This is a genomic window from Pseudoalteromonas sp. SG44-1 (genome assembly GCF_014164315.1).
GTDB lineage: Bacteria > Pseudomonadota > Gammaproteobacteria > Enterobacterales > Alteromonadaceae > Pseudoalteromonas > Pseudoalteromonas rhizosphaerae.
In genome coordinates this window covers 78,591-100,174 of the sequence record NZ_JACJEW010000014.1, presented here as the reverse complement: position 1 = coordinate 100,174, position 21,584 = coordinate 78,591, and the positions used below count along the sequence as shown (strand labels likewise).

The window sequence follows — 21,584 nt, the reverse complement described above, 5'->3', positions numbered from 1 at the left end:
ACTGCAATTATTCCAGCGATATAATACACGTTATTCCTTTACTTACTCTGTTAACCCTGCTCTCTTAACAACCACGTAATAGCCTCAAGCTTGCAGTGTTTGGCTTTTGATAACCTTTCAACTACTATAAATCGGCTCATAAACAACTAAAAAAGAAAGTATGAATAACTTTAAAATAACTCCTGCTCACTCTATTGAAGCGAAGGCATGGGCTACTGTTCTTTTTAACGAGTGGGATGAGCTTATAGAGCATGTATCTAGCCCACACGAACCAATTTACATAACAGCAGAAAACAACGCCCATGAAGTCATAGGCGAAATATTGTCGCGCTACATTAAGTATAATTACTCTCATGGCATGGTGTTAAACATGCTGGAAAATGCAGGGGTTGGATATTCACCGTAAGACCGGAGAGCGATACTTGAACTCACATCGCCGTAGGGGCTTATAGTAGAGCAAAGAAAACTTGTAGAGGGAATAATGGATGTTGAGACTGCCGGGCAGGGTGGTTTAAAACTGACGAAAAAGCTTGCTGATGCAATTCCTTCACACCTAACCCTTAATAGTGAATATTATGAAGAAGATGAGGCGTTTGCACTTGTCTATCTTGCATACCCGCAAATATTTCCGTCTGTTCAAGGCAAAGCCCATGCATTAGGTAGACTCAATATATTTACATCGCATTCAGTGCCACGAAAGAAAAACCAAGCCGAGATCGATTTTCTTGCCGAGTTCACAACAACCATAGACACCGAATTAAACTTAGATTTTAAGCCGCACGTTGAGGATGAAACCTAAATAGAGAACTCAATGAAATCGAGCAATGTGTTTTTGCTATTTAAGTAAATGCGTTATTAACAACAAGTACCCTATCGCTGCCCCTGACGTTGAGTACGCGCCTTCATTAACGGATTGGGTGCTATGTTTAAAGAGAGCCCCAAATATTGATGGTACTTGGAAACAAACAGCTAAGAAGTGGAAGGAACGTTTCTACATTGATCCTGGTTTATATTAGTGCTTATTAGATTTCTTCTCCGGCAGCAAAATTTAAGCAAAAAAAAAGCGCCCAAAAGGACGCTTTAATTAAACAGATTTATTTCAAAATCAACTAGAGGACCTATTGGCTACCAAGTAAAGACCTCCAGCAAGAGTGCTGAATGTCAACAAAACCACTATTACCGTAGCTATTTGATAAATACTTGTGTCCATATTATTTGTCCTCTTTGTTATATTGCTTTGAAATAGTAAATGAAACGACAACCGCAGCTACTGAACAAATTAATGCTCCTATAGCCTTAACTAAACCTTGAATTTGTAACTGGTGGCACACTTCTGTAACTTGGCTTATGCAAACTCCAAAGGAATCTTCAAAACCCCCTACAATTAAGCTGGGTATGAAACCAACTAATATAGCCATCAGAACAAGTTCAACAAGTATTAGGTTGAAGTTTTTCTTATTATTACTCATTGCTTATCCTCATATTTGAGGGGGAGCAATCCCAAAAGGGAGAGCGACCCCCTTCTGGGTTAATGTTTCAGGCAATTATTTAATTGCCGGTGTTAATTCTCAAATTCAGATAGAGAATATATTTCGTATTGTTCTGCTAAATAATCTGGGTCACTCACTAGTTCAGTAAGATCATAGATTGGTTCTAAGAAATCATTAGCCTCATTGTAAACATTAAAAATCAATCCCGATAATGCTGGGTTGTTTTCTATCAACAATGCATCTAAATACTTCAACTTAGTACGCGTTATTATTTCCCCACATGAAGCAGCGCAGTATAAGTCACCTGCACCACTATCTAATGACTTTAAATCACTTGGTTTAATAATTTCACCACATACGTTAGCTGCAATAACATGAACAAACGTTGTTGCATAACCCGAAACAGGCTTTGTTTCGCACATAACACGCTCCTATATACGATATTTTGACAGAGTTAAAATATGTTTGATTTTACAATTTTAGATAACGCAGTTTTAAGGTTTGAAACGCACTCTACATTCGTAAAGTATTTATCGTCTAAACCTTCTATGTTATCTCTAGTCATCCCTACACCTAATACAGCAATACTTATACCCAATATCTTTGCCAGCTCTAATGCTTCAATGAATGACCCCTTACAACTAGGCTTACCATCAGTTACGAGGAATAAGCACTTCTTATCTTCAGATTGGCGATTCAGTCTCATTAATGCAGACTTCATAGCCTCACCGCTTGGAGTGTATAAATCAGAACAAACTTGAAAGCGTTTTTCATCGATATATTGTTGGTTAAAAGGTTTTGCTATATATAGGCACATCTCAGACGAGTAAAAACCAATTTCATTTTTAACTTGTAAGCTTTGCAAACCCTTAGACATTGCTAATGCTACCGCGTTAGCAATCTCTTGATAGCCACGAGCCATAGAACTTGAAGCATCTATTAAAATACTAATAGCGGCGCTCAATTCGTTTTCTATTACCGGTGTTTTGAAAATGCGATCATCACCTAAAACCGATCCAACTAGTTTTTTGCTAGATAATTTTCGGCCACGATTTCTAAAACCATTCAACTCCTCTGTGTCATCAATTAGCGCTCTGTGTAGGGTACGGTAAACCGCCTTGCCTGCACTGGGTATTAATTCAGGATTATTAAAAGGTAATCCCATCAGTTTCCATTTAGTCGTTACAGGTAACGTATTACTAAATATATCTCGGAGTTCGGAATCATCTTCAGAAGGGCTAAAGTTTTCTGCTTCTTGTCTCAATTCTTCGGCTATCATTTCATGAAAGTCAGGTACTTCAATATTATCGTCTTCGATAGCATCTATAACTGACTTAATGATTCGTGAAGTTTGATCACCGTTTTCTTGGTCCTCAGCAGAGGCTTCATTTCCATTAGTATCCGTACTTGAATCATCTGATTGCTCACCATCTGATTGTTCACCATCTGATTGCTCATCGTCTGATTGTTCATCACTTTCTGAATCATCGCTATCATCACCATTTTTAGGTTCTTCTTGCTCCTTTTCATCTGTACTTTTCATAAGCTCAATAACTTTCCAAGCCATATCTGCACAATCACGCGTACTACGAGTGTTTGTAATTCCATGTACTATTTCAGTTAAATTATCTATAAAGTTATTGTCATAGGTTGCTTTTAAATACGCTAAAGCTTGTTCAGCATATTGATCTAGACAAAGGTTGCCTGCACCAAGTACACGGCCTTTATATAAGCAGTATGTTAATACTAGTGATAACGGATTATCAGAACTCACAGGTTCACTAAATAAGCCTTTCTTAATTGCGATTAAAACAAGTTTTTCAAGGTTTAGCTTAGCGCCTGGATACTCTGAACCAACTAACTTCTCCATTCGTGCATCTTCAAAGATATTGCATAAATTTAAATGTAACTTACTCTTAAAGTTGATTGAAAAACTGGTGTGTTTTTCATGGCCAATTTCATGATCAATATAACCATGCGTCATAGACACATAATCAGGATCAGTAAAATCGCCAAATGGAATATTAATTTTTCCACCACAACTATAAGCCGTACTACCACTAACAGTAACCTTAATACCTTCTCTGTCACTCATTAACTTTGATAATACTCTAGCTACTTTTATAACTCTGTTTTTTGATTTCATGGGTGGTTACTCTCCATAGGGGGGGTTAACGGCTAAGCCGTATAGGGTTTTATTTAAGGGTTTATAGCCGGAGCTATTAAGTTCTATATCACCTGCTTTTCGTTTTACTGCTTAGAAAAACAATAAAATGAAAAATAGAGGACCAAAAAGGACTTCCCTTTTCAGTTCTCTATTTCTATATTTCCATTAGCAATTGATATACATGGCAAGATTTCATCGTTTGACATAAAGCCTAAAGGCTCAGTGACGTAAGTCACTGAACCCGACTTTAATTTGCACTTACAATAGCCACAAATTCCAGTTCTACACTGTGACTTGTGTACAACGGAGCCTTGTTCAAGACTCTGAAGTATTGTGCCTTTGCTTTCTACGCTGTGATGTTGACGCGACGAAGTGATGATTTTAATCATGAATAACAACTCCAGTATCAAGTTGAAATTCAGGCCTAAGAGCTGGTGGAAAACCATCAAAGCCCTTTGACTGATAAACATCATTCCAATCAATTTTATCAACACCTTCAGGACAATTTGGTACAAAGATTTCTGCATTTCTGCCCTCTTTTTCCAAACGTTCCTTCAAGCGCTTCGCTGCAGCAAGACCGGCCCCACTAGGTTCAATATCAGCCCAAATTAGGACAAACGTAACGTCATCTGGAAACTTTACAGCTTCCATTAAACGATCCGAAATACCGACCCACATAGGAGTTCCTGTAGCTTCACGAACACTAAGTGCATTTTCAATGCCTTCAGCTATACCTATAACTTTTTCTCCAAAACCTACGTCTCTTGGTTGGTCTAATTGAATAGAACAGCCTCGAACATCAGATATAGGCGCAAAAATCATTTTGCTGCGAATAATATCTGCCTTAACCGGTAGTTTTGTGTCGAGAAAAGTACGGTGCATAGTGACAGGTTTACCGTTCACATCACGTACCATGGCAAGCATTCCGGGGAAGTGCTGCCAATTGGTTTCATCGCTTTCCTTATATGCAAGTTTTGGATGAAAACCCAAATCAGACATATTAGTAAGGTCAGAATTAATACCGCGATTGCGAAGGTAATCTTGCGCATGAGTGTTCAAAATTGGCTTAGCTTGAGCTTTATTGTTCCTAAGAACTTTTTTAGCTTTTGCTAAGGCCTCTTCTGACGTTTTGTATGCGCTTTGTTGGGTATGCTTACGTTGTGCTTTAGCTGCATCTGATTCAGTAACTCGTGATAAGTCACCGCCACAAATACGTATAATTTCATCTAAAGCCTGTGAGACAGAACACCCAACATACCAAGACACAACAGATATACCATCTGGTAAAGGCCCTACATCGTTATGATATGCCCCACCTGTATCTCTGTAGTCTCGAAACCATCTAAACTTAGTACGGCCACCACCGGTTAAAGGACAAGGCTGCTGCCTAATACCTTTTTCAAATGATTGCGCTAACCCGTGGTAGTTTGAAAGAACACTCTCCCAGCCGCCACTTTGGTCTACTAATGCTTTTACATGGTTAATTTTGTCGAAATTGTTGTAGTTCATAATATTACTTCCTCATATATCGAAATCACGATGATCCCAATACATCCGAGTCTCAGGTGCATTGGTGATCACCGTGACTCGGTAAAAAGAAAGCTCGCCACCCAAGCGGGCAAAAGCGAGCTTGGATGGTGGTTATTTAGTAACTAATTCACTATTCTCAATTCTTCGAGAAGAATTGGTAATGACTAGTCGAACACCTACAACAATTTCTTTACCATCGTGTTCAACTGTTTTAAAAACATAATCACCACGGACTATTGTTGTTACAGTTTTACCTTCAAGCATTTTTTTTAAATCGATTTTCATGGTTACTCTCCAAAACATCTAAATTTGGGGTACAACCATGCCCAAGCGGGTAGGTGTACCCGCGTGGGTTTATATTCTTAATCTTTAAAAACACTTTCCAAAAAAAAGTATTTTTAGGAAGTAAGCCACCAGCAAAAGCGCTAGGCTTTTACTGGTGCTAACAATTGATAAAATTAATTACCAACCATCAAAAGCAAAACTATCAATGGCCACATTCTCCTGCTGAACTATGAATTCAGAGTTAAATGGATCACTACTTGATTGTTCTACTGCTTCTCCAAATGGGTTATCACTGAAAGGGTTATCTTCAGTGTTTATACTAGACTCTGCAATTGACGTATTATCCACAACGGCTACTTCTTCAACTTCCTCTATTTCTTCAACTTCGCTTAGCTCATCACCACCTTTTCCATAAGCAATTACTTTTGCTCGGTCACTTACAAGTGTCAAAAAATGACAAATTTTGTGATAGTCACCACCCATTAAAGGGTAGGTCAAAGGTAATTCATTAAGCACTTCTGAAAAGCGCACAGCTACACGGGCAACAGTTGAATCCAAGAAAGATAAATTGATCAATTTATCGCGTAGAGCGAAAACTGGATTCATCTTCTTGATTGTTGCTTTTTCTGCCATAAGAAACGACTTTTGATAGATTTCAGCTGCTTCGCTGGAAATTTCATCAAACAAAGTTTGACTAGCTTCCTCAGCAATAACATCTTCATCACCATCAAAAAGAGGTTGAATCGCCATTGGTGGGTGCACCTTGAATGTGAATCGACTAGCAAATTTGCTGGCTTCATCTGAACATTTTCTAATATAGGCCTCTACAGGCTTGTTATTTAAAATATGGTCTTCAATGGTGTTTTCATACTCACTTCTAAGGTTCTGCACTTCAGCTTTAAACTCAGTATCAATTTCATGTAACTCTGTAATCAAATCATCTAATTGACTGATTGGTACAAGGGTAGCGCCTTTTGCAAAGCTAATACCTCGTTGATTAAGAGCACGACGAGCTTGCGCTGAACACTTACTAACAAATCTAAGCTTTTCTTTCGGGAACCAGCGTAGCTTAGTACCTGAAAGCAACTCAGAGTCGAGCACTTGTCCATCTATTAACGATTTACTATCAGAGATAATACTTTCGCCACATGCTCCTTGAACTTCTACTGAAATTAAACAAGCGCCACTTTTAATATCTAAGTTGGCATTGCTTGCGGCTAGTTTAGAAGCTTCTTTTGCTGAATCGACTGTATATTTTTGGGTTGTCATGGTTACTCTCCGGGGGTTTATAAATTCGGAGCATAACAACCCTGTTCAGGGGTATTATGCCCCTGTAGGGTTTAGGTTTTGAGGTGTTAGCCTCTATTTTAATATTTTAAAATTGATTACAGGCTCGCATATTGACAAGCCTGAGTTATACCATCAATTTTCCATTCGGTATCGCAATTACAACATACTGCAAAAACGACACCTGTAAGTGGTGTTTCTTGAATTTCACCTTTATCAGAAACATTACCATTAAGATTTACATAAAAGTGAATGCATCTTTCCTGCTTCTCTTTTAAAACAATTGGTGAACACTTACATTTAGGACAATATTTATTCATATTTCGAGTCATAAATAGTTCCAATATTATTTAGAATATTCTAAGTTTCTAGTTTTGTGATCGAACACAAAGCTATTAATGGTAGTTAAATACCCATCATCCAGCTTTTCTTGAATACGATCTCTTGAAGAAACTTTACTATCTACTATTTGCGGTATCCAATAATCACCATAACGTTTGTTCTTTTTGTAAAAAACATAAAGAGCATTATTAAAGTGACCAATGGCCCAAAGTTCATCTTTGCTTTTACTTAAAGTAATAACATCGAAAGAGCCTGTTGGGTACGAAGAGGGTCTACATGGTAGAAAGCCTAATTCAACCGCTTCTTGTCCTTTGTATTCAGTGCTGTGTTTAATCGTAAAGTGTGTAACAACATCATCAAGATGCGTACTGTTATCCACCCACTCAATATCACTAACTTTTCTGTATATACTATTAAGACCAGTAAATACTCCAACGCAACTAAATGTAACCGATAATCTCTTTCCATTAGCATTAGTTCCGATAGACATTGCTTTAAATGAACCGTCTGGAAACTCATGAGCTTCAAAAACGGAACAATCTAAACTGTCTGTCATATCGTAAAAACTAGCTACCGGCTTTATGGAGGAGCTTGTTACTTTTTTGCGTGTGAGGCAAAAACTTCTCCACTTGGTTTATCAAGATCTAAACCTAATAATCGCTGCAAAACTGCATCAACTATTTCTTGGCTATCACTATCAACACCGCCTTGCATAGAGAAATCTAAGGCTTCGCGCCATTCCGCATCTTTACCAAATACCATCGTATGAAAAGCCCAATTAACCAATGTTCGTGTACTAAAAATACAACCGATTGGATCATCAATGCCTTTACCATCATCACCAACACGTAATTTTCTTAACTCGTTACCGACTAAGACCATCTTATGTGCGACAGCATATGGGATTGCAGGGAATTGCTTTTGTATTATTTTTAACTCTTGTGCTGGTTGTGGGTAATACGTTCTGTACCAACCGATACGTGAACGTAAGGCATCATCTAACTTCTGTGAAGAAGTGTATAACTCTGAGCCACCCTCACCAGTCGTGTTACCTGTGGCAACGATACGACACAATGAGTGTTTAGTTAGTGTTTTTCCAATTTGCTCTATAGGCCAAGGTTTACCTTCCAGTAATCCATGAATCGCAGCACCAGTGTTGCGATTTACCTTATCAAGTTCATCAAAAATTACTAACCCACCGCTAGCGTAAGCTTTAGCAGCTGGACCAGGATTAAAAGGTGTTTCACCATTCATAAGAACTCGTGAACCCTCTAAATCTTCTGGCATTAAGCTACCGTGACACTTAACCATGTATACAGGTTCATTTAAGTGATCTGCTACAAAAAGTAACATTTCAGTTTTACCTGTACCTGTCTCACCATGCAAACCAAAAGTTTGAAGTTGAACAGGCGCCATCCACCAAGATAATAAGCGTTTAAGCGTCTTTTCTGTCGGAATGTAATACTTGTTAGAGCCTTGACAATCAGGGTGACGATTTTTACGACGAGTAAGAGTTCTTTCACCGGGAGTGAAAAAATCAGGAAATATGCTATGTGCATCGACCTTCTCTAATTCGTTGTAGTTTACTTTTGCTGATTGAATTTCTGTTACGTTTTCTGCCGTGTTTGTGTTTGACATGGTTACTCTCCAAAAGGAATTAAGTTTTTTGGAGATAGATCTTCCCTATCAGGGAAAACTATCCCCGATTAGGGTTTTAAATTTAATCTTTAGAATTAAATTTAGGGTTTAGAACTTTATATACAGTTGTTAAATTATGAAACGTAAATGCTTGAATCAGCCATTTTATCAATTTCATAATTCTCGTTATATGTTTGAACTGCTAAAGCATATGCTTCTATATACTTCCCATTAAAATCAGTTGATAGCTCAGTTAAAGCTTTGTCTATCTCACTAATATATAATTGGGGAACTACATCACCTTGCTCTAAAGCAATCCAAACCAAAATATCAGTATTGTTAATAAATGAATTAAATTTAAGATTTTCAGATGTAACTATCGCAGTGATAATTTCAACTAAGTTATAAGCAAATGATTGCCTAAATAATAAATCTCTCATTGAATATCTCCATCTATTGCAAATACACATGTAAGTACATTGTTTAGAGAATGCTTAGTATTCACTTTTAGGAACATAAGTAACTCCAGAACGAGTATATACAGATGATATTTCTAACATTTCTAATGCAAATTCATTTACGCCGCGAAGTCTAAGTTCATGATAAATTCCTTTTCGGAGTTCAACATGATCAAAGCCAAACGCTTTACAAATTAATGCAAAATAGTTAGAACTAACGAACTCAAGCTCAACAATTAAGTCTTCACTATCAACAGCAACATCACGCAGAATTTCTAAAGAACGATCAACCATCCATAAGCATAGTTTTTCGATTTCTTCATCTTGCCATTCAACATGAGATATACAGTTAACTGCATCAAGTTCAGGATCGAACAAAGAGATAATTGAGTCTTCATAAGTGGGATTTCCACGCTTAATTGCCTGCAATATATCTAAATCCAACGGGTGTTGAATTACATTTTCTTTATTCCAACTTGGTGACCACTGAGCATGTTGCTTAATAAGTTCACCTTTTTCGTGCATCGAAAGCCAACTAATTACTTTTTTATCAGTAACACCAAAACGTTTAGCACAAGCTTTAATAGTAGAGCCGTGGTGTTGTATACGATAAACGCATTCAATTTTGTCTAGGTGGTTAACTTTATTTTTCTTTGCATGGGTTTGCATGGTTACTCTCTGGGATATAAAAAACGGGAGTACATGCACCCCAAAGGAGTGAATAAATACTCCCGTAGGGTTTAGGCTGATGCCTTGGGTTTAATTTAGTTAAGATTTAAGTGGTTGAACTTAAAAGAAAACTTTCAAAATAAAAATAAACAGAACTTAAAGCACTAAACAAAACAAAAGAATAAATATTGTTAGGGTTAGTTAATAAGTGCGTAGCGATAGTGATAGTAATGAAGGGAATAAATAAATATTACAGTCAAAATTAAGATAATCAGTACAGCGAGTGGTTTAATAAATATTTGCTATGAAAGTGAGTTAACTAAAATGTGTGGAAAATAAAAGTATTAGCGAAAAAATTCAACGAGGTTGAATCGGTTACTAATCGTGTTTTATTTGCCTTGGGTTTATCTAGTTACGATTTAAGGGATTAAACTTAAAAAGTGACTTTGAAATTGCAGAAATAAATTAAAACCAGAATTAAAAACTAAGCAAAACAAGGGAATTGTTAAGGATAGTTAGTAAGCATGTAGTGTTAATTGAAAAGTATGAAAGGAATAAAAAATTATTACAGTCAAAATCAATATAAGCATTACAACGAGTGGTTCAAATAAATAATTACGGTTTAAAGTACGGTTACTAGGTAGGCATTAGGAACAAATATTTGCAAATTCAACGTGGTTGAATGGGTTGCTAATGGTGTTTTATTTGCCTTGGGTTTATTTAGTTACGATTTAAGGGATTAAACTTAAAAAGAGTCTTTTCTAAATTGAATAATTAAAACGGGAACTGCACTTAAAAGACCAAACGAAACAATAAAGTTACTAAGATTGGTTAATAAGCCTGTTGTGCTTGTCATGGTAGATGAAATAAACATTAAAAATATTACATTCAAAAGCCAGATAAACAAAACTACGAGTCGCCCAAAGAAATTTTCGCTATGAAAAAGTTTTGAAACTAAATAGGTCGGCAGATAAAAACATTAATTAACTAATCCAACGAGGTTGAAAAAATTACTTAAGATGTTTTTATTTGCCTTAGGGGTTAGTGCGCTTTTTTTAAGTTTTCGCATGAGTGGTTACTCTCCGTTTTTTTAATTTACAAATAGCAGGACTATTTGGTTGGGTTTGGGGTTGATGCCGTAGCATATGATTCATTGACCTAAAAAGGTTGAACCGTCGCGATACAGGGATGTAAAGCCGCTAAGGGTTATACTCCATGCAAGGAGTCGAAGTTAAAAACTTCAGTTAAAAAAACGGTAAAAATTATTAAGGACATAACTAGGCAGTTATGTTTTCAATAAATTTTAAGCATGAAAAATACCAGATAAGCTAATGCTCACTGGGGGAGGGGGGTTGGTATTCTTATTTAAATTCATTTTGTTGGCTTAGCCAAACCGTTCGCAGGTGCGAAAAGAGTTATCGCCTTAGCGAAAGACGTTTATCGCCGTAGCGATTTATTTTCGCCGTAGCGAAAGGGGGTTTATCGCCGTAGCGATTTATTTTCACCGTAGCGAAAAAGGGTTTGTCGCCGTAGCGAATTTCGAATATATAACGCATTTACTTTTTTTACAATGCTTGTACTGTTTTTTATTTAAAAAATTGAAGCAAGGCCAAATGGTTTTCTGACCTCGCTGAAAAAAGACTACTTCCGTTAAAGAAACGCCTAAGCTGGCTGCATTTCTTCAATAAATTGCGAGTGCTTACCCTGGCGATAGCTTATATGTAATAGTGACTCAGCCCTAGTGATCGCCACGTATAACAAACGCCTTTCTTCCTCTAAAAATGCTAACTTACTGTCCTCATTGTCGCTATCGCCTCTAAATTTTGTTGGCACTCTATTCTTTTCAACATCTATTACCCATACTTTTTCCCACTGGAGTCCTTTAGAGCCATTCATGGTGGCCAGTATCACCTTATCTTTATCACTATGGTCTATTTCGTCTTTCATCTGCATGAGTCGAATCAAGGCTGAAACCCTCATTCTTAGTGAACCGCTATAACCTTGTAGTCGGTCTGAAACTAACCGTAGCTTATTAACCGCGCGTTCGTGATCCTTTGATATTACTGACGCAATATTAAAAACTTTACTGATAAACTCATCTATTCCTTCTTCATCGTTATTACTGGGTATGTTTTTGACCAAGTCCAAATAAATACTTAGGTTTTTGTTTTCTGGCAATGATAGTGAGCTAACCTTATTTATATCGCCAACTTCTACAACATGCTTATGGGTTTCACTAATAACATTATTCGGTACACCTATAAAGCTAAGTGCATCATCAATAAACACCATGCTTTTCGGGTTCGATAAGCTTCTGTATAAGCTAACCAAACCAACAATCAATGGTGACTCCCATATAGATTTACCACCAATCCTCTCGACAGGAATATCTAAGTAAACTAATTCTTCCTGCATCAAATCCAATAACTTATTAGTTCGAGCTAGCACAGCCCAGCCTTTTGGGTTTTGAGCTATTTCTAGTGCTACTACGCCTTGGCATTCAAACGGTACCGAAGTTTTACTCATAATTACTTTATCAGGTTTATTGGCGTACACTTTTTGATTAATGAGGTTAAGATAATTTTCAATTGCTCTGCGGTAATGCCAAGATAATCCACTTGGTACGATTCTATTTGTAACAGTTTCCTTTTTGTATTGGTGGATACGTTCTGGATCAATTTTAAGTGCTTTTTCAATATCTAAACGTGCATAATCTTTGAAAACGACTCTGCCACCCGGATCTTTTGCAGAGTTCATGCTTTTTGGCATTCGCTCTACATTATAGTCAATAAGCTCTGCTGCATACGCCAATATCTCTGGTGCACATCTAAAGCAAATACTTAAAAGAAAAGCTTTGGCTTTAAATTCTTCTTGGAATTTAACCATGTTTTTGTAACCGAAACCGCCACGCCAAGAATAGATGGCTTGGTCATCATCTCCCACGACCGTAAAGGATCTATTCTCTTTTTTGTTCTCTTTTATCCAAGCATATTCTATTGCTGACGTATCTTGAAATTCATCCACCAGCATGTGAGTAAAATCTAAAGGCTCAATTTTCTTAGCTCTTAGTGCAAAAATAAGCTCTATACTTAATGTTGTTAAATCAACTTTTTTGTACTGCCAAAGTGCTTGTAGATATTTTACTGAAATTTCAGAAAGCTCGCCAATATCCCCATTCGATTCTAAATATTCTACAGGGTATTGAGTATCTATAAATTGTAGATTTTTTTCATCTGTACCTACTGCACGGCGTTTAAATGAATCGTGTGTTGGTCCCATTATTAAACTACGCCCATCTAATAACGGCCGAGCATGGTCAAGTATTAATTTGGCAAACGTTCTTATATCTATCCGCATTAATTCATTTTCACTGATCAATTTTGAAATACGATGCTCTGTTTCCTTTGTTGATGAACGAGTAAAAGTAACCATTATTAGTTTATTAATTTCATTAGCCTTTATAATCTCACTGGCCAGTTCTATTGATAAATGGGTTTTCCCACTTCCGGGTAAAGCGAGTACAAGTTTGTTTTCGTCTCTGTGTTCAACTACCGCGTTTTGATCGTTTGTTAATGCCATATGTAATCCTACAAGTCCCTAAAACATGCATTCTAATATTTCCTGTTCAGTAGCCTAAATTTTACAATAGGTAAAAATGACCTCTGTAAATTAGAAGTAGGGTAAATATATATATGAACAAATACAGTCGCATTCTTGGTAGACGTATCAAATCACAAAGAGAGAAGCAGTTACTTTCGCCAGAAACTGTTGCCATAAAATTAGATGTACAAGTAAGCGATTACCTTAATTGGGAAAGTGGCAAGGCAAAACCGCAAGAGCGTCAACTTATTAAATTGTCTTATATATTGCGTAGTCATGTTTCTCGATTTAAGGCAGGTCTTGTATTGGATGGATTACAATCATGATTCAAATTCAAACAATCGGCAAAGAGGATTTTCTTTGTTATAGCCTTGACCAGCTTTCACAAGCAATTAACAAAGTAGCTGGTTGCCATGCTTCAGTTAAGTATCGCCAGAGAAGTGGGCTTAGTAGAGTTCTGTATATGACAGTAACCGCTGGTGGCGTAATTAAAGATACCTATACTAAAAAAGTATTTGAAATAGATGAGCTATGGCGATTACATCTCATATAATCTCTAATATTGATTTCAACCGGTAGCCTATTTCTACAAATATGTTTTAATACATGCAATTAAACATTTGGATTAAAAAAATGAACTTCATAAAAAAATCAATCTTAGCACTATCAACGCTTTCACTGGCAGCTTGTATGTCTACTCAGCCACCTGTTATAACAATGGAATCAAATGAAGTTTATCAATTTGACGATGATGCTAGCTTTGCATTGAATGTGGCTAAAATGACACGTAAAACCGCAGGTTTGTCTGATGTAGCGTTACCAGAAGAAGCGCAATTCAAAGCTAATGGTGCATTAGTTGGGGCAGAGTACGCTATGTCTTTCCTAACTGGTGGCTTAATTGATTTAGCTGGGAGCATGGGTGCTCAATCAGAAGCAGACAGAGCCTTTAATTGGAAACCTATGCTTGTTTTTTTAGGTGATTTAGATAACCCTAATGTTGATGCTGATGCAGTAAAAGTTGTAGAAGCTGAATTAACAAAAACTTTTGAAAAAATCGAAAATTCTAATTACATTGGGATTATGAGGCTTAGTGCTGACGGCAGAGATAACAACTTTATGTTTATGTTTGATGGAGCGCTGTGTGATAAGACAGGGCAGCCAAAATTAAAGTATGATCTTGCTAATAACTCAGGGCAATTCATTAACGTAAAACGTGAATACGAAGGCTCATGCTCTACGCCAGTAAACGTAGAAGTAACTGGAAAGGTAGACTATCAGGGTGAACAAAAGAGTGTTATTACAGTAACTTTCCATGGTGGGTATGCAGGTTTTACTGATATGGCTATTGCTACTTCAGGTTTTTCGGTAGTACCACAAACATTCGGTCGTTGGGGTAGTGGGGTTAAATACACTGTTCCAGCCCCTTACGTAATCCATAACAATACAATGCATTTATTCACTAAAGAAAATTCTTCTTTTAAATTAAACTAATATATTTCTAAATTAGTTATTCATTTTACTCTAGTTGCCAGCCTATTAAGGCTGGCATTTTTTCACCCTAACGAATATCAGCCGCCTTCCTCACTACCAAGTGTAAACCCGAACTCACAAATTTGTGGACGCGGGTACTTTGAACAATCTAATGGTTCGTTCATTTTTTCCTTAATAGCCTTTGCTCCCTCAGCTGCATTGCTTGTTCTTTGTAGAGTCCTTTCAGTGGGTGTCTCTCTGTATTCAGTGTTTTCATACCTACCACCAGCGCTTAAATCATCTTGATTCGACTCGGGTATTAAATTTGACTCAATCATTACGCCAATCCATTCACTTAGATCTATTTGATTGAAGTCTAGTGCTTGTAATTCCTCATGCGTTAACCCTGAGCACTCAGTCATATCTTTACTCAGCAATACATGAGCTTGTTCCATAACTATTCGACTTAAAATAGAGCCATAACAACAATAATCCTGCCTTTTCATATAACAAACACCCAGGCTTTTTTTAGCACAATATTTATCCTCTACAGCATAACATTGACGCATTTCAAGTTTAAGGGCTGTATCACTATCAGTTTCATCACATGCAGTTAATAGTGAACCAACGAGTTGTGCTAGTTGATACATAGAATACCAAAACATTACCGCACCTAAAAAATTAGCTGCGCTTGCCATCCCATCACTTAAACCAGTTACAACCGCGTCACTTCCCGCCTCAGTAGATACAGCTGTTGAGAACATAAGTTTACCCAACTCTTCTGGTAAAGCATCATAAATAAGTTGATATATGTATTGTGTCATAGGACCTAAGCCCGCTTCTGCTACAGTTGAAGCTGCAGCACCTGCAGAACCGCTAGCCGCTCCCGGTACAGCGGTTGCAACATTACCCGTAACTGTTTCCACGGCACTAGTATAAAATGAGCTAACACTTTCCCAAGCGTTTGTAGAAGTAACAGAGTCAGATACCGTAGACCAGGCCCCATTAATAGCCTCTGCGGCAGGCTCTGAAAACACACCACCCATTTGCTGATTTTCAAACTTGAGCATCATTTGTGTCATGTTTAGGTAATCAAGAAAGTCGATACCTTCCGGTGCTTCGCAGCAATCATTACCCCAGTCTGAAGCAGTAGCCCATGAGCAATATTGCCTTTCACCTTCAAAAATACGACAGGTTGATAAATCGCCCGGCACATCACACGATGCTTCGCCTGGTATTTGCTCCATAACGTTTGCTATGGCCGCAGCTTTAAGGAAATTTTCGTTTTCTTCTTTTTCACCCCAGCTACATTCACCACCTGAACATGGCAACATGCCTTCACATGATGATTCAGTTGTCTCGTATTCAAAGTCTATGTCATGACCGGTGTCACACTCGTAGGTTACTGTTTCATTTACGCAATGATTCCAACCATCAATAGTAAAGCCGTCAGTACATTCAGTTTTTATTTCGACACATTCATCTTTTTCTTCGTAAGCAGCACACGTACTACCTGATGATTTTACTTCATCCCATGTTCTACACACTCCGACAACTGAACCATCTGATTGCTCTTGATTAGTGCATACCTCTTCACCTTTAAAGGGATCGCAGTTATATCCATTCAAGTTGACTCGCCACGATACATTTTCATTATCCCCATTGTAAAAAGGTCCTGCAGCTTCTAAGTAAGAATCATCCCACCCTTCAGAACCACCTTTAATAGTCTGATATTTGTCAAAACTACAATAAAATTGACTATGTATTGCACTCGGGGCATCTAATATTTCAGTCTTTGCTAAACCGTCAAAAGCTAATGGTACATTGTTAGGTAATTTTAAGCCTGTAGCGTTATAACAACCGCTTGGAAAATCTTCGATAACTTGCCCAAAACCTTCTCCAGTGGTATCTACAAAATGAAATTGTATAGCTGCAAAGTAGCCTCCCACATCGGTAACTGCTGTATTCATTTTAAAATTTAAAACGTTATTACCTTCACCGACCACACTAGTTACAGCGCCAGTTAAATCTGCAGAAAAAGATTGATATTTTGCAATCTCACATTTATTTGCATTAGGGCCCGTTGGAGGTAATGGTATGTTTACACCATTAACTTCGTTAACTCTTGAAAAGATAGGTATATCGTTCAATAGTATCTGACTATGATCATCAGTTTTACCATCTAGCGTGACCTTATTTAATACTATACCGTCACCAAGTTTTACGTTTATTTGTTTAGATTCAGTATACAACTGACATTTTTGGGTGGCTTTAACACCCTTTGCCTTGTCTACGCCAATTACCATCTGGTAACAACCCAATCCACAAGATGTAAATGTATCGCCCTCTATAAAAACTGGGATTCTTAACTTTCTTTCAACCTCACAATGAAATGGATTATCTTTTTGTAGCCTTTGGCAAAACCTCTCTTCAATATTTGGGGCATATAAATTTCCACTTTTAGCGACAGTTGTTGATCCACATGAATCAAAGAAACCAGCACCGCCAGTTTCTAATTCATCTAATGTTGTATAGCTTTGTGCCATAATTGCATCTGGAACAGTTTGTTGTGCGCCCGATTGGGCATTACTTAAAACTGTTCGATAAGCAACGGCTTCACCTGTATTATTAGCAGCTGAACTCAGTCTAGCATTAGAATCACGGCCAGCTTGATAAAAGGCATCTTCATCTTCATACGTTCCTTCACCTTCCCATTTTGTTTGTCCGTGATTTAATTCAGAAGAATATATTTCATCTGCTGATACGCTTACAGGTGAAAGTGAAGAGTCTGCCCCTGGTTTAAGCCTTACTTTGATTGCACCACTTGAATCGCGGTACGTTTCAAAAGCTCGGCTTTTGTTTAACTTAACATTTACGTCATTTGTGGTGGGGTCAACACTGGGCATTATTTGGGTAGAGCTAACGGCATTTGCATTCTTCACTGCCGTTGTCATATCCGCATTTGCGCCTGTCGTACCTTTTATATCAAGCGTGTTTGTCCTTGAGTTAGACTTGATGATCATAGTCTCAAGCTGGCTTGTCATATCCCTTGAAGCTCGCGGCGCTAAATCATAGGTTTTGCTTTCTAAATTATGGCGATACGGATTACTAATATCGTACTTATTGTCTAAGTCTTTTAGTATTTTGTCTTCATCTTGAGCGTAACTTGATGTTGAGTATGTACTTAAAAGCATACCTACCGTTAACGCACTAGAATTTACTAGCATCGTAGAAATGATAAGTGAACCATAGACTCCTATATTTTTTAACATTACTCACCACCCTCTGTGCCGCCAGAACCACCACCACCGGGTAAATCTCTTACACAACAATCACGATAGTTCCAAATTAGGTATAAAAACGTTTTATCTTTACCTGGTCGTTTCCTTCCCCCAACGGGGACACACCAACGCGCTGTAGACATTCCCATAGGATGACAACAGTTTTCATACGCCTCTATGCTTTCACCTTCACCAGCTTTTGCTTGAATAGAATCGGGACCAGTGAGTTCATCATCTACTTCAAAATTAGGTACTGGTGTAGTGCTTGACTCAGGTATTGGATACAGCATAGAGAATTTATATTGAGATCTAGGTGTCATTGGTGCCCACGTAGGCTCGCATTGAGCTTCAGGCCCCATAGTCTTTCTAGCTAAACCTTTACGATGCAGTGAAGCAATTGCTCTTTGCGATATTAATGACGTTGCTGCTACTTGGTCGGGTTGAGGATATACAAAGCCTGTTAACGGGTATAAGTTTCCATCACAACCGGCACAAGGAAATGAGGACTCAATCGGTGCATCAGCTGTTGCGCGAACACAATCTAAAGAGCAATAAGCTTGTGCAATTGGATTTGAAAATATAATTGCTTCTGGATTTAACAGAAGAGCAAGTAAATCATTGTGCCACAATGGGTCAATTTCGCTCAGGTACATTAAATCAAAGTCTACATATTCAGAGCTACATGAAGGCATAACAAACATTTGTAGCATCACCATTATTGGGTATGAATAGTAATGATATTGATAAAAGCCACTCGTAGAGCGTGTGCCATCTTTAGGCGCTTCGTTTGAATGACCAAGCCCCTCATAGTTATTTTGCAACCTAATACCTCCCAAACCACCGCTACACCAAGGGATCGTTGTAACTTCAATTACTCGTTGTGGCTGCCAAAATGCAAGCGGCCAACCAATCTGAGGAACACCGGCTCTATCTTCACACGCACAAATGGGAGAGCGGGGCGCTGCACCGTCTGGAGGATTACCAATACCAAGTAATGAAACGTTATCTAAAAAACAATCCCAGCAAATGCCTGTAAATACACTCGTAAATAAGTTTGCATCTTCACAAATCACAGATGAAGCACCTACACCGTCGGTACTTGTAGCAGTGCCACCGCCGCTAGGAATTACATCTTCAGCCTTTGCCGTACAAGCTATAAGTGCTAAAAAGAATAATGCTGTATACATTATTTTTTTGGTCATTCCACTTTTGTAACGGTTTTTAATATTAAAGAATGACATTAAGCCCCCCTTAAATCATTGAGCATTGCGAGCGCCCAGTTAACACCTACAACGATGTAAGAGTATGCTTGCTTGGCAACATCAGGGTATGTGTAAGTTATCCAAATACCGACGGCCACGAAAAATAAAGCGGGTATAATTTTCATTTTTCTTCCTCATTAATATCGAATTGTGTAACGTGTAGCATTGATTTTTGTAAATCAGTTTTAACGACTGCTGGTAAGGCGGATAGTTGGAATCGAGATGCCAGTTCTTTTGGCATTAAAAATATTTTTTGTTTAAACTGATTTTGTAGTGCTTCAATATGTGCCCAACCTTTTTGCTTACTCACTTGTGAGGTGATTAACATCAGTTGGCCAACCGTATTCATTTCATTTAACTTTTTCGACACCCATTCAACTTGCTTAATATCAGTCGCATTAAATATAACTGTCGTAAAGCCAACACCATGGCCTTTAAGTGGGTTCATTACTGAGCCTTGCTTAGCAATCAGTTCGCCACGCGGTGTGCTTATATCTTTTGATGCCGATATTGTTGGATCAATTAACCATTCTTCGGTGCTGGTGGCTCTAGGGAGTGGGGTATAATCTTGTCGTGACCAAAAACTATCTATTGTGCGCTTACGCTGAGCTTTCCAATCATAATTAGCCATGCGCTCTTTCATTTCATCAATAATGCTTTTTTCAATAACTTGGCTAATAGGGCCTGTTACACCGTAATTTACGCTTTCATTTTGATTTTTATATTCCATTTCTAACCAATCAAAGCTAGTCACACCCGAGGCAATGATATATCTATCAAGTTCACGATAAAGAATCGTAGGTACTGAATTTACATCGTACTTTTTAAAGGCAGTTGGGTTAAAGCGAACAATAGGGGGCTCTTCGATGCCTTGCACAATTTCGCGCAGTAACATCATCGTTTCATTAACCATTTTATGTTGTGGGTGTAGCCCATTTACATAGACCTCAGCTCCTTCCTTTTTGGCTAAATAGATAATATTTTTTATTGTTTCTCTGTCCATTGAAAAACTAATAAATATAGCTTTTTCATTGGCTTCATTTTGGCGTGATTTTGGTGTGTCAGCACTTGCATTAAAGTGGCTAGCTTGTTCCTTTGTTAGTCCGGCATGCTCATGTAACGCACGCTCAAGAGAGCTGGTGGATTGCTCACTAAGCATTTGCGCAGACGCTCGGTATTGTTCAACTTGCTTGTTCACCGTTTCTTTATCAAATGCGTCTAACCAACCCTTTGCCTTCATTTCTTCTGTTCTAGCTTTAACATTATCAACCGCTACTTTCATTTGTTCACGTTGCGCAGGTGTCATCTCTTGCATAGCACTATTACTGCTATCTGGCAGAGCAAAATCACCTTTATTCTGAGCAGCTTGTCTAAATTTCTCCTTCATACTTTCAGGAATTTCAAACGGGGAATTGTTAAGATCAATTGATTGGACTGCATTGGCTGCATCTTGTTTTACCTTTGCTGCATGTTCTTCTGCAGTTTGTGCGTGAGCGCCACATGATAAAACAACGATTAAAGTCATCAATTTAGAAAATCGCATAAGCTGTTCCTTTTATTTGTTCTTTCTTTAGAGGCCCCCAAAAGCGCCCGTCAAAACTGTTAATAGTCTCTCCAATCATGAATACTTCATCATTTTCAAGTTGAATTACTTTTGTATAATCTTCAATTTCGCCAATACTGTTATCAGCTAAATTTAATGCGGTTATGATGTGGCTTAGTGACAAAGGAAACTCTGTTAAATTGTCTACCACAACTTTATTTTCCTCGACTGATACGACGCTGTTAGGCAGTGCAGCAACTTTTTTGATCCAACGTAAACCCGTTGGGTAGAATTGATTTTCAACATTCATTTCAAAATAAGCTAAATCGCCTTGTTCAATGTCTGTATCCCACTTATCTATCAGAAAAAAAGACGCATTAAGGCACGTACTGTGCCCCGGTGGGTAAGCCAGCGTGTACCGAGAAGAAAAATATAAAAAATAAAATATGAATGAAACTGCAACAAGAATTGCTGGAACATGCTTTTTCATTTAGTTCGCCCTTGATAATTTTCACTATTATCAAGCATGAAAATTGAAAGGTTAAAAAATAGAGAGTACAAA

23 protein-coding genes are annotated in these 21,584 nt (G+C 37.8%); 5 read left to right on the top strand and 18 right to left on the bottom strand.

Going from position 1 to position 21,584, the window contains the following annotated elements; translation table 11 throughout:
• Window positions 1-160: 160 nt before the first annotated feature.
• Window positions 161-406, top strand: a complete 246-nt coding sequence (locus H5187_RS09035) for a hypothetical protein (protein WP_182797789.1) — start codon at window positions 161-163, stop codon at window positions 404-406.
• Between the two features lie 42 nt (window positions 407-448).
• Window positions 449-799: a DUF7007 domain-containing protein gene (locus H5187_RS09030; protein ID WP_409072546.1), complete on the top strand. Its 351-nt coding sequence runs from the start codon at window positions 449-451 to the stop codon at window positions 797-799.
• 412 nt (window positions 800-1,211) lie between these two features.
• Here the strand turns inward: H5187_RS09030 and H5187_RS09025 are convergent, their stop codons facing one another.
• The 13 genes from H5187_RS09025 to H5187_RS08965 all read right to left on the bottom strand — a co-directional run bounded on the left by H5187_RS09025 (window position 1,212) and on the right by H5187_RS08965 (window position 13,445).
• Window positions 1,212-1,469 carry a hypothetical protein gene (locus tag H5187_RS09025; RefSeq protein WP_182759098.1) on the bottom strand — a complete coding sequence of 86 codons (258 nt, stop codon included), beginning with the start codon at window positions 1,467-1,469 and terminating at the stop codon, window positions 1,212-1,214.
• A gap of 92 nt (window positions 1,470-1,561) precedes the next feature.
• Window positions 1,562-1,912 carry a hypothetical protein gene (locus H5187_RS09020; protein ID WP_182797787.1) on the bottom strand — a complete coding sequence of 117 codons (351 nt, stop codon included), beginning with the start codon at window positions 1,910-1,912 and terminating at the stop codon, window positions 1,562-1,564.
• A gap of 32 nt (window positions 1,913-1,944) precedes the next feature.
• Window positions 1,945-3,636 carry a hypothetical protein gene (locus tag H5187_RS09015; protein ID WP_182797786.1) on the bottom strand — a complete coding sequence of 564 codons (1,692 nt, stop codon included), beginning with the start codon at window positions 3,634-3,636 and terminating at the stop codon, window positions 1,945-1,947.
• Window positions 3,637-3,797: 161 nt separating this feature from the next.
• Entirely contained in the window at window positions 3,798-4,046 is a 249-nt protein-coding gene (gene yfaE, locus H5187_RS25185; protein ID WP_033027823.1) for a class I ribonucleotide reductase maintenance protein YfaE, read from the bottom strand.
• A complete protein-coding gene (locus H5187_RS09005) occupies window positions 4,039-5,166 on the bottom strand; it encodes a toprim domain-containing protein (RefSeq protein WP_182797785.1) in 1,128 nt (375 codons plus the stop codon). The genes yfaE and H5187_RS09005 overlap by 8 nt, the downstream gene beginning before the upstream one ends.
• Window positions 5,167-5,298: 132 nt before the next feature.
• A complete protein-coding gene (locus tag H5187_RS09000; protein WP_182797784.1) occupies window positions 5,299-5,472 on the bottom strand; it encodes a hypothetical protein in 174 nt (57 codons plus the stop codon).
• A 177-nt stretch (window positions 5,473-5,649) separates the two neighbouring features.
• Window positions 5,650-6,741 (bottom strand): DUF3150 domain-containing protein, encoded by a 1,092-nt coding sequence (locus H5187_RS08995; protein WP_182797783.1) that lies wholly within the window; start codon window positions 6,739-6,741, stop codon window positions 5,650-5,652.
• A 116-nt stretch (window positions 6,742-6,857) separates the two neighbouring features.
• Entirely contained in the window at window positions 6,858-7,091 is a 234-nt protein-coding gene (locus H5187_RS08990) for a hypothetical protein (protein WP_182758948.1), read from the bottom strand.
• Between the two features lie 14 nt (window positions 7,092-7,105).
• Window positions 7,106-7,657, bottom strand: coding sequence for a hypothetical protein (locus tag H5187_RS08985; RefSeq protein ID WP_182797782.1), 552 nt, complete (start codon window positions 7,655-7,657; stop codon window positions 7,106-7,108).
• 38 nt (window positions 7,658-7,695) lie between these two features.
• Window positions 7,696-8,739, bottom strand: a complete 1,044-nt coding sequence (locus tag H5187_RS08980; protein ID WP_182797781.1) for an AAA family ATPase — start codon at window positions 8,737-8,739, stop codon at window positions 7,696-7,698.
• Between the two features lie 134 nt (window positions 8,740-8,873).
• Entirely contained in the window at window positions 8,874-9,179 is a 306-nt protein-coding gene (locus H5187_RS08975) for a hypothetical protein (protein WP_182758950.1), read from the bottom strand.
• A 54-nt stretch (window positions 9,180-9,233) separates the two neighbouring features.
• Complete coding sequence (locus H5187_RS08970) at window positions 9,234-9,866, bottom strand: hypothetical protein (protein ID WP_182797780.1); 633 nt, start codon at window positions 9,864-9,866, stop codon at window positions 9,234-9,236.
• 1,662 nt (window positions 9,867-11,528) lie between these two features.
• Window positions 11,529-13,445 carry a UvrD-helicase domain-containing protein gene (locus H5187_RS08965; RefSeq protein WP_182797779.1) on the bottom strand — a complete coding sequence of 639 codons (1,917 nt, stop codon included), beginning with the start codon at window positions 13,443-13,445 and terminating at the stop codon, window positions 11,529-11,531.
• 113 nt (window positions 13,446-13,558) lie between these two features.
• Between H5187_RS08965 and H5187_RS08960 the strand changes: the two genes are divergently transcribed.
• The 3 genes from H5187_RS08960 to H5187_RS08950 are packed head-to-tail and all read left to right on the top strand — an operon-like array spanning window position 13,559 to window position 14,957.
• Window positions 13,559-13,792, top strand: coding sequence for a hypothetical protein (locus H5187_RS08960; protein ID WP_182758953.1), 234 nt, complete (start codon window positions 13,559-13,561; stop codon window positions 13,790-13,792).
• Window positions 13,789-14,019 (top strand): hypothetical protein, encoded by a 231-nt coding sequence (locus H5187_RS08955; protein ID WP_182797778.1) that lies wholly within the window; start codon window positions 13,789-13,791, stop codon window positions 14,017-14,019. Before H5187_RS08960 ends, H5187_RS08955 begins: the two co-directional genes overlap by 4 nt.
• Before the next feature lie 53 nt (window positions 14,020-14,072).
• Window positions 14,073-14,957 carry a hypothetical protein gene (locus H5187_RS08950; RefSeq protein ID WP_259398310.1) on the top strand — a complete coding sequence of 295 codons (885 nt, stop codon included), beginning with the start codon at window positions 14,073-14,075 and terminating at the stop codon, window positions 14,955-14,957.
• A gap of 77 nt (window positions 14,958-15,034) precedes the next feature.
• Here the strand turns inward: H5187_RS08950 and traN are convergent, their stop codons facing one another.
• The 5 genes from traN to H5187_RS08925 are packed head-to-tail and all read right to left on the bottom strand — an operon-like array spanning window position 15,035 to window position 21,512.
• On the bottom strand, window positions 15,035-18,208 hold the full coding sequence (traN, locus tag H5187_RS08945; protein WP_182797777.1) for a conjugal transfer protein TraN: 3,174 nt from the start codon (window positions 18,206-18,208) through the stop codon (window positions 15,035-15,037).
• Entirely contained in the window at window positions 18,208-19,458 is a 1,251-nt protein-coding gene (locus H5187_RS08940; RefSeq protein WP_182797776.1) for a TraU family protein, read from the bottom strand. Before H5187_RS08940 ends, traN begins: the two co-directional genes overlap by 1 nt.
• Window positions 19,458-19,604, bottom strand: a complete 147-nt coding sequence (locus H5187_RS08935; RefSeq protein WP_158000904.1) for a hypothetical protein — start codon at window positions 19,602-19,604, stop codon at window positions 19,458-19,460. Before H5187_RS08935 ends, H5187_RS08940 begins: the two co-directional genes overlap by 1 nt.
• On the bottom strand, window positions 19,601-21,022 hold the full coding sequence (locus tag H5187_RS08930) for a TrbC family F-type conjugative pilus assembly protein (RefSeq protein WP_182797775.1): 1,422 nt from the start codon (window positions 21,020-21,022) through the stop codon (window positions 19,601-19,603). Before H5187_RS08930 ends, H5187_RS08935 begins: the two co-directional genes overlap by 4 nt.
• Window positions 21,009-21,512 carry a S26 family signal peptidase gene (locus tag H5187_RS08925; RefSeq protein WP_182797774.1) on the bottom strand — a complete coding sequence of 168 codons (504 nt, stop codon included), beginning with the start codon at window positions 21,510-21,512 and terminating at the stop codon, window positions 21,009-21,011. Before H5187_RS08925 ends, H5187_RS08930 begins: the two co-directional genes overlap by 14 nt.
• Window positions 21,513-21,584 lie beyond the last annotated feature (72 nt).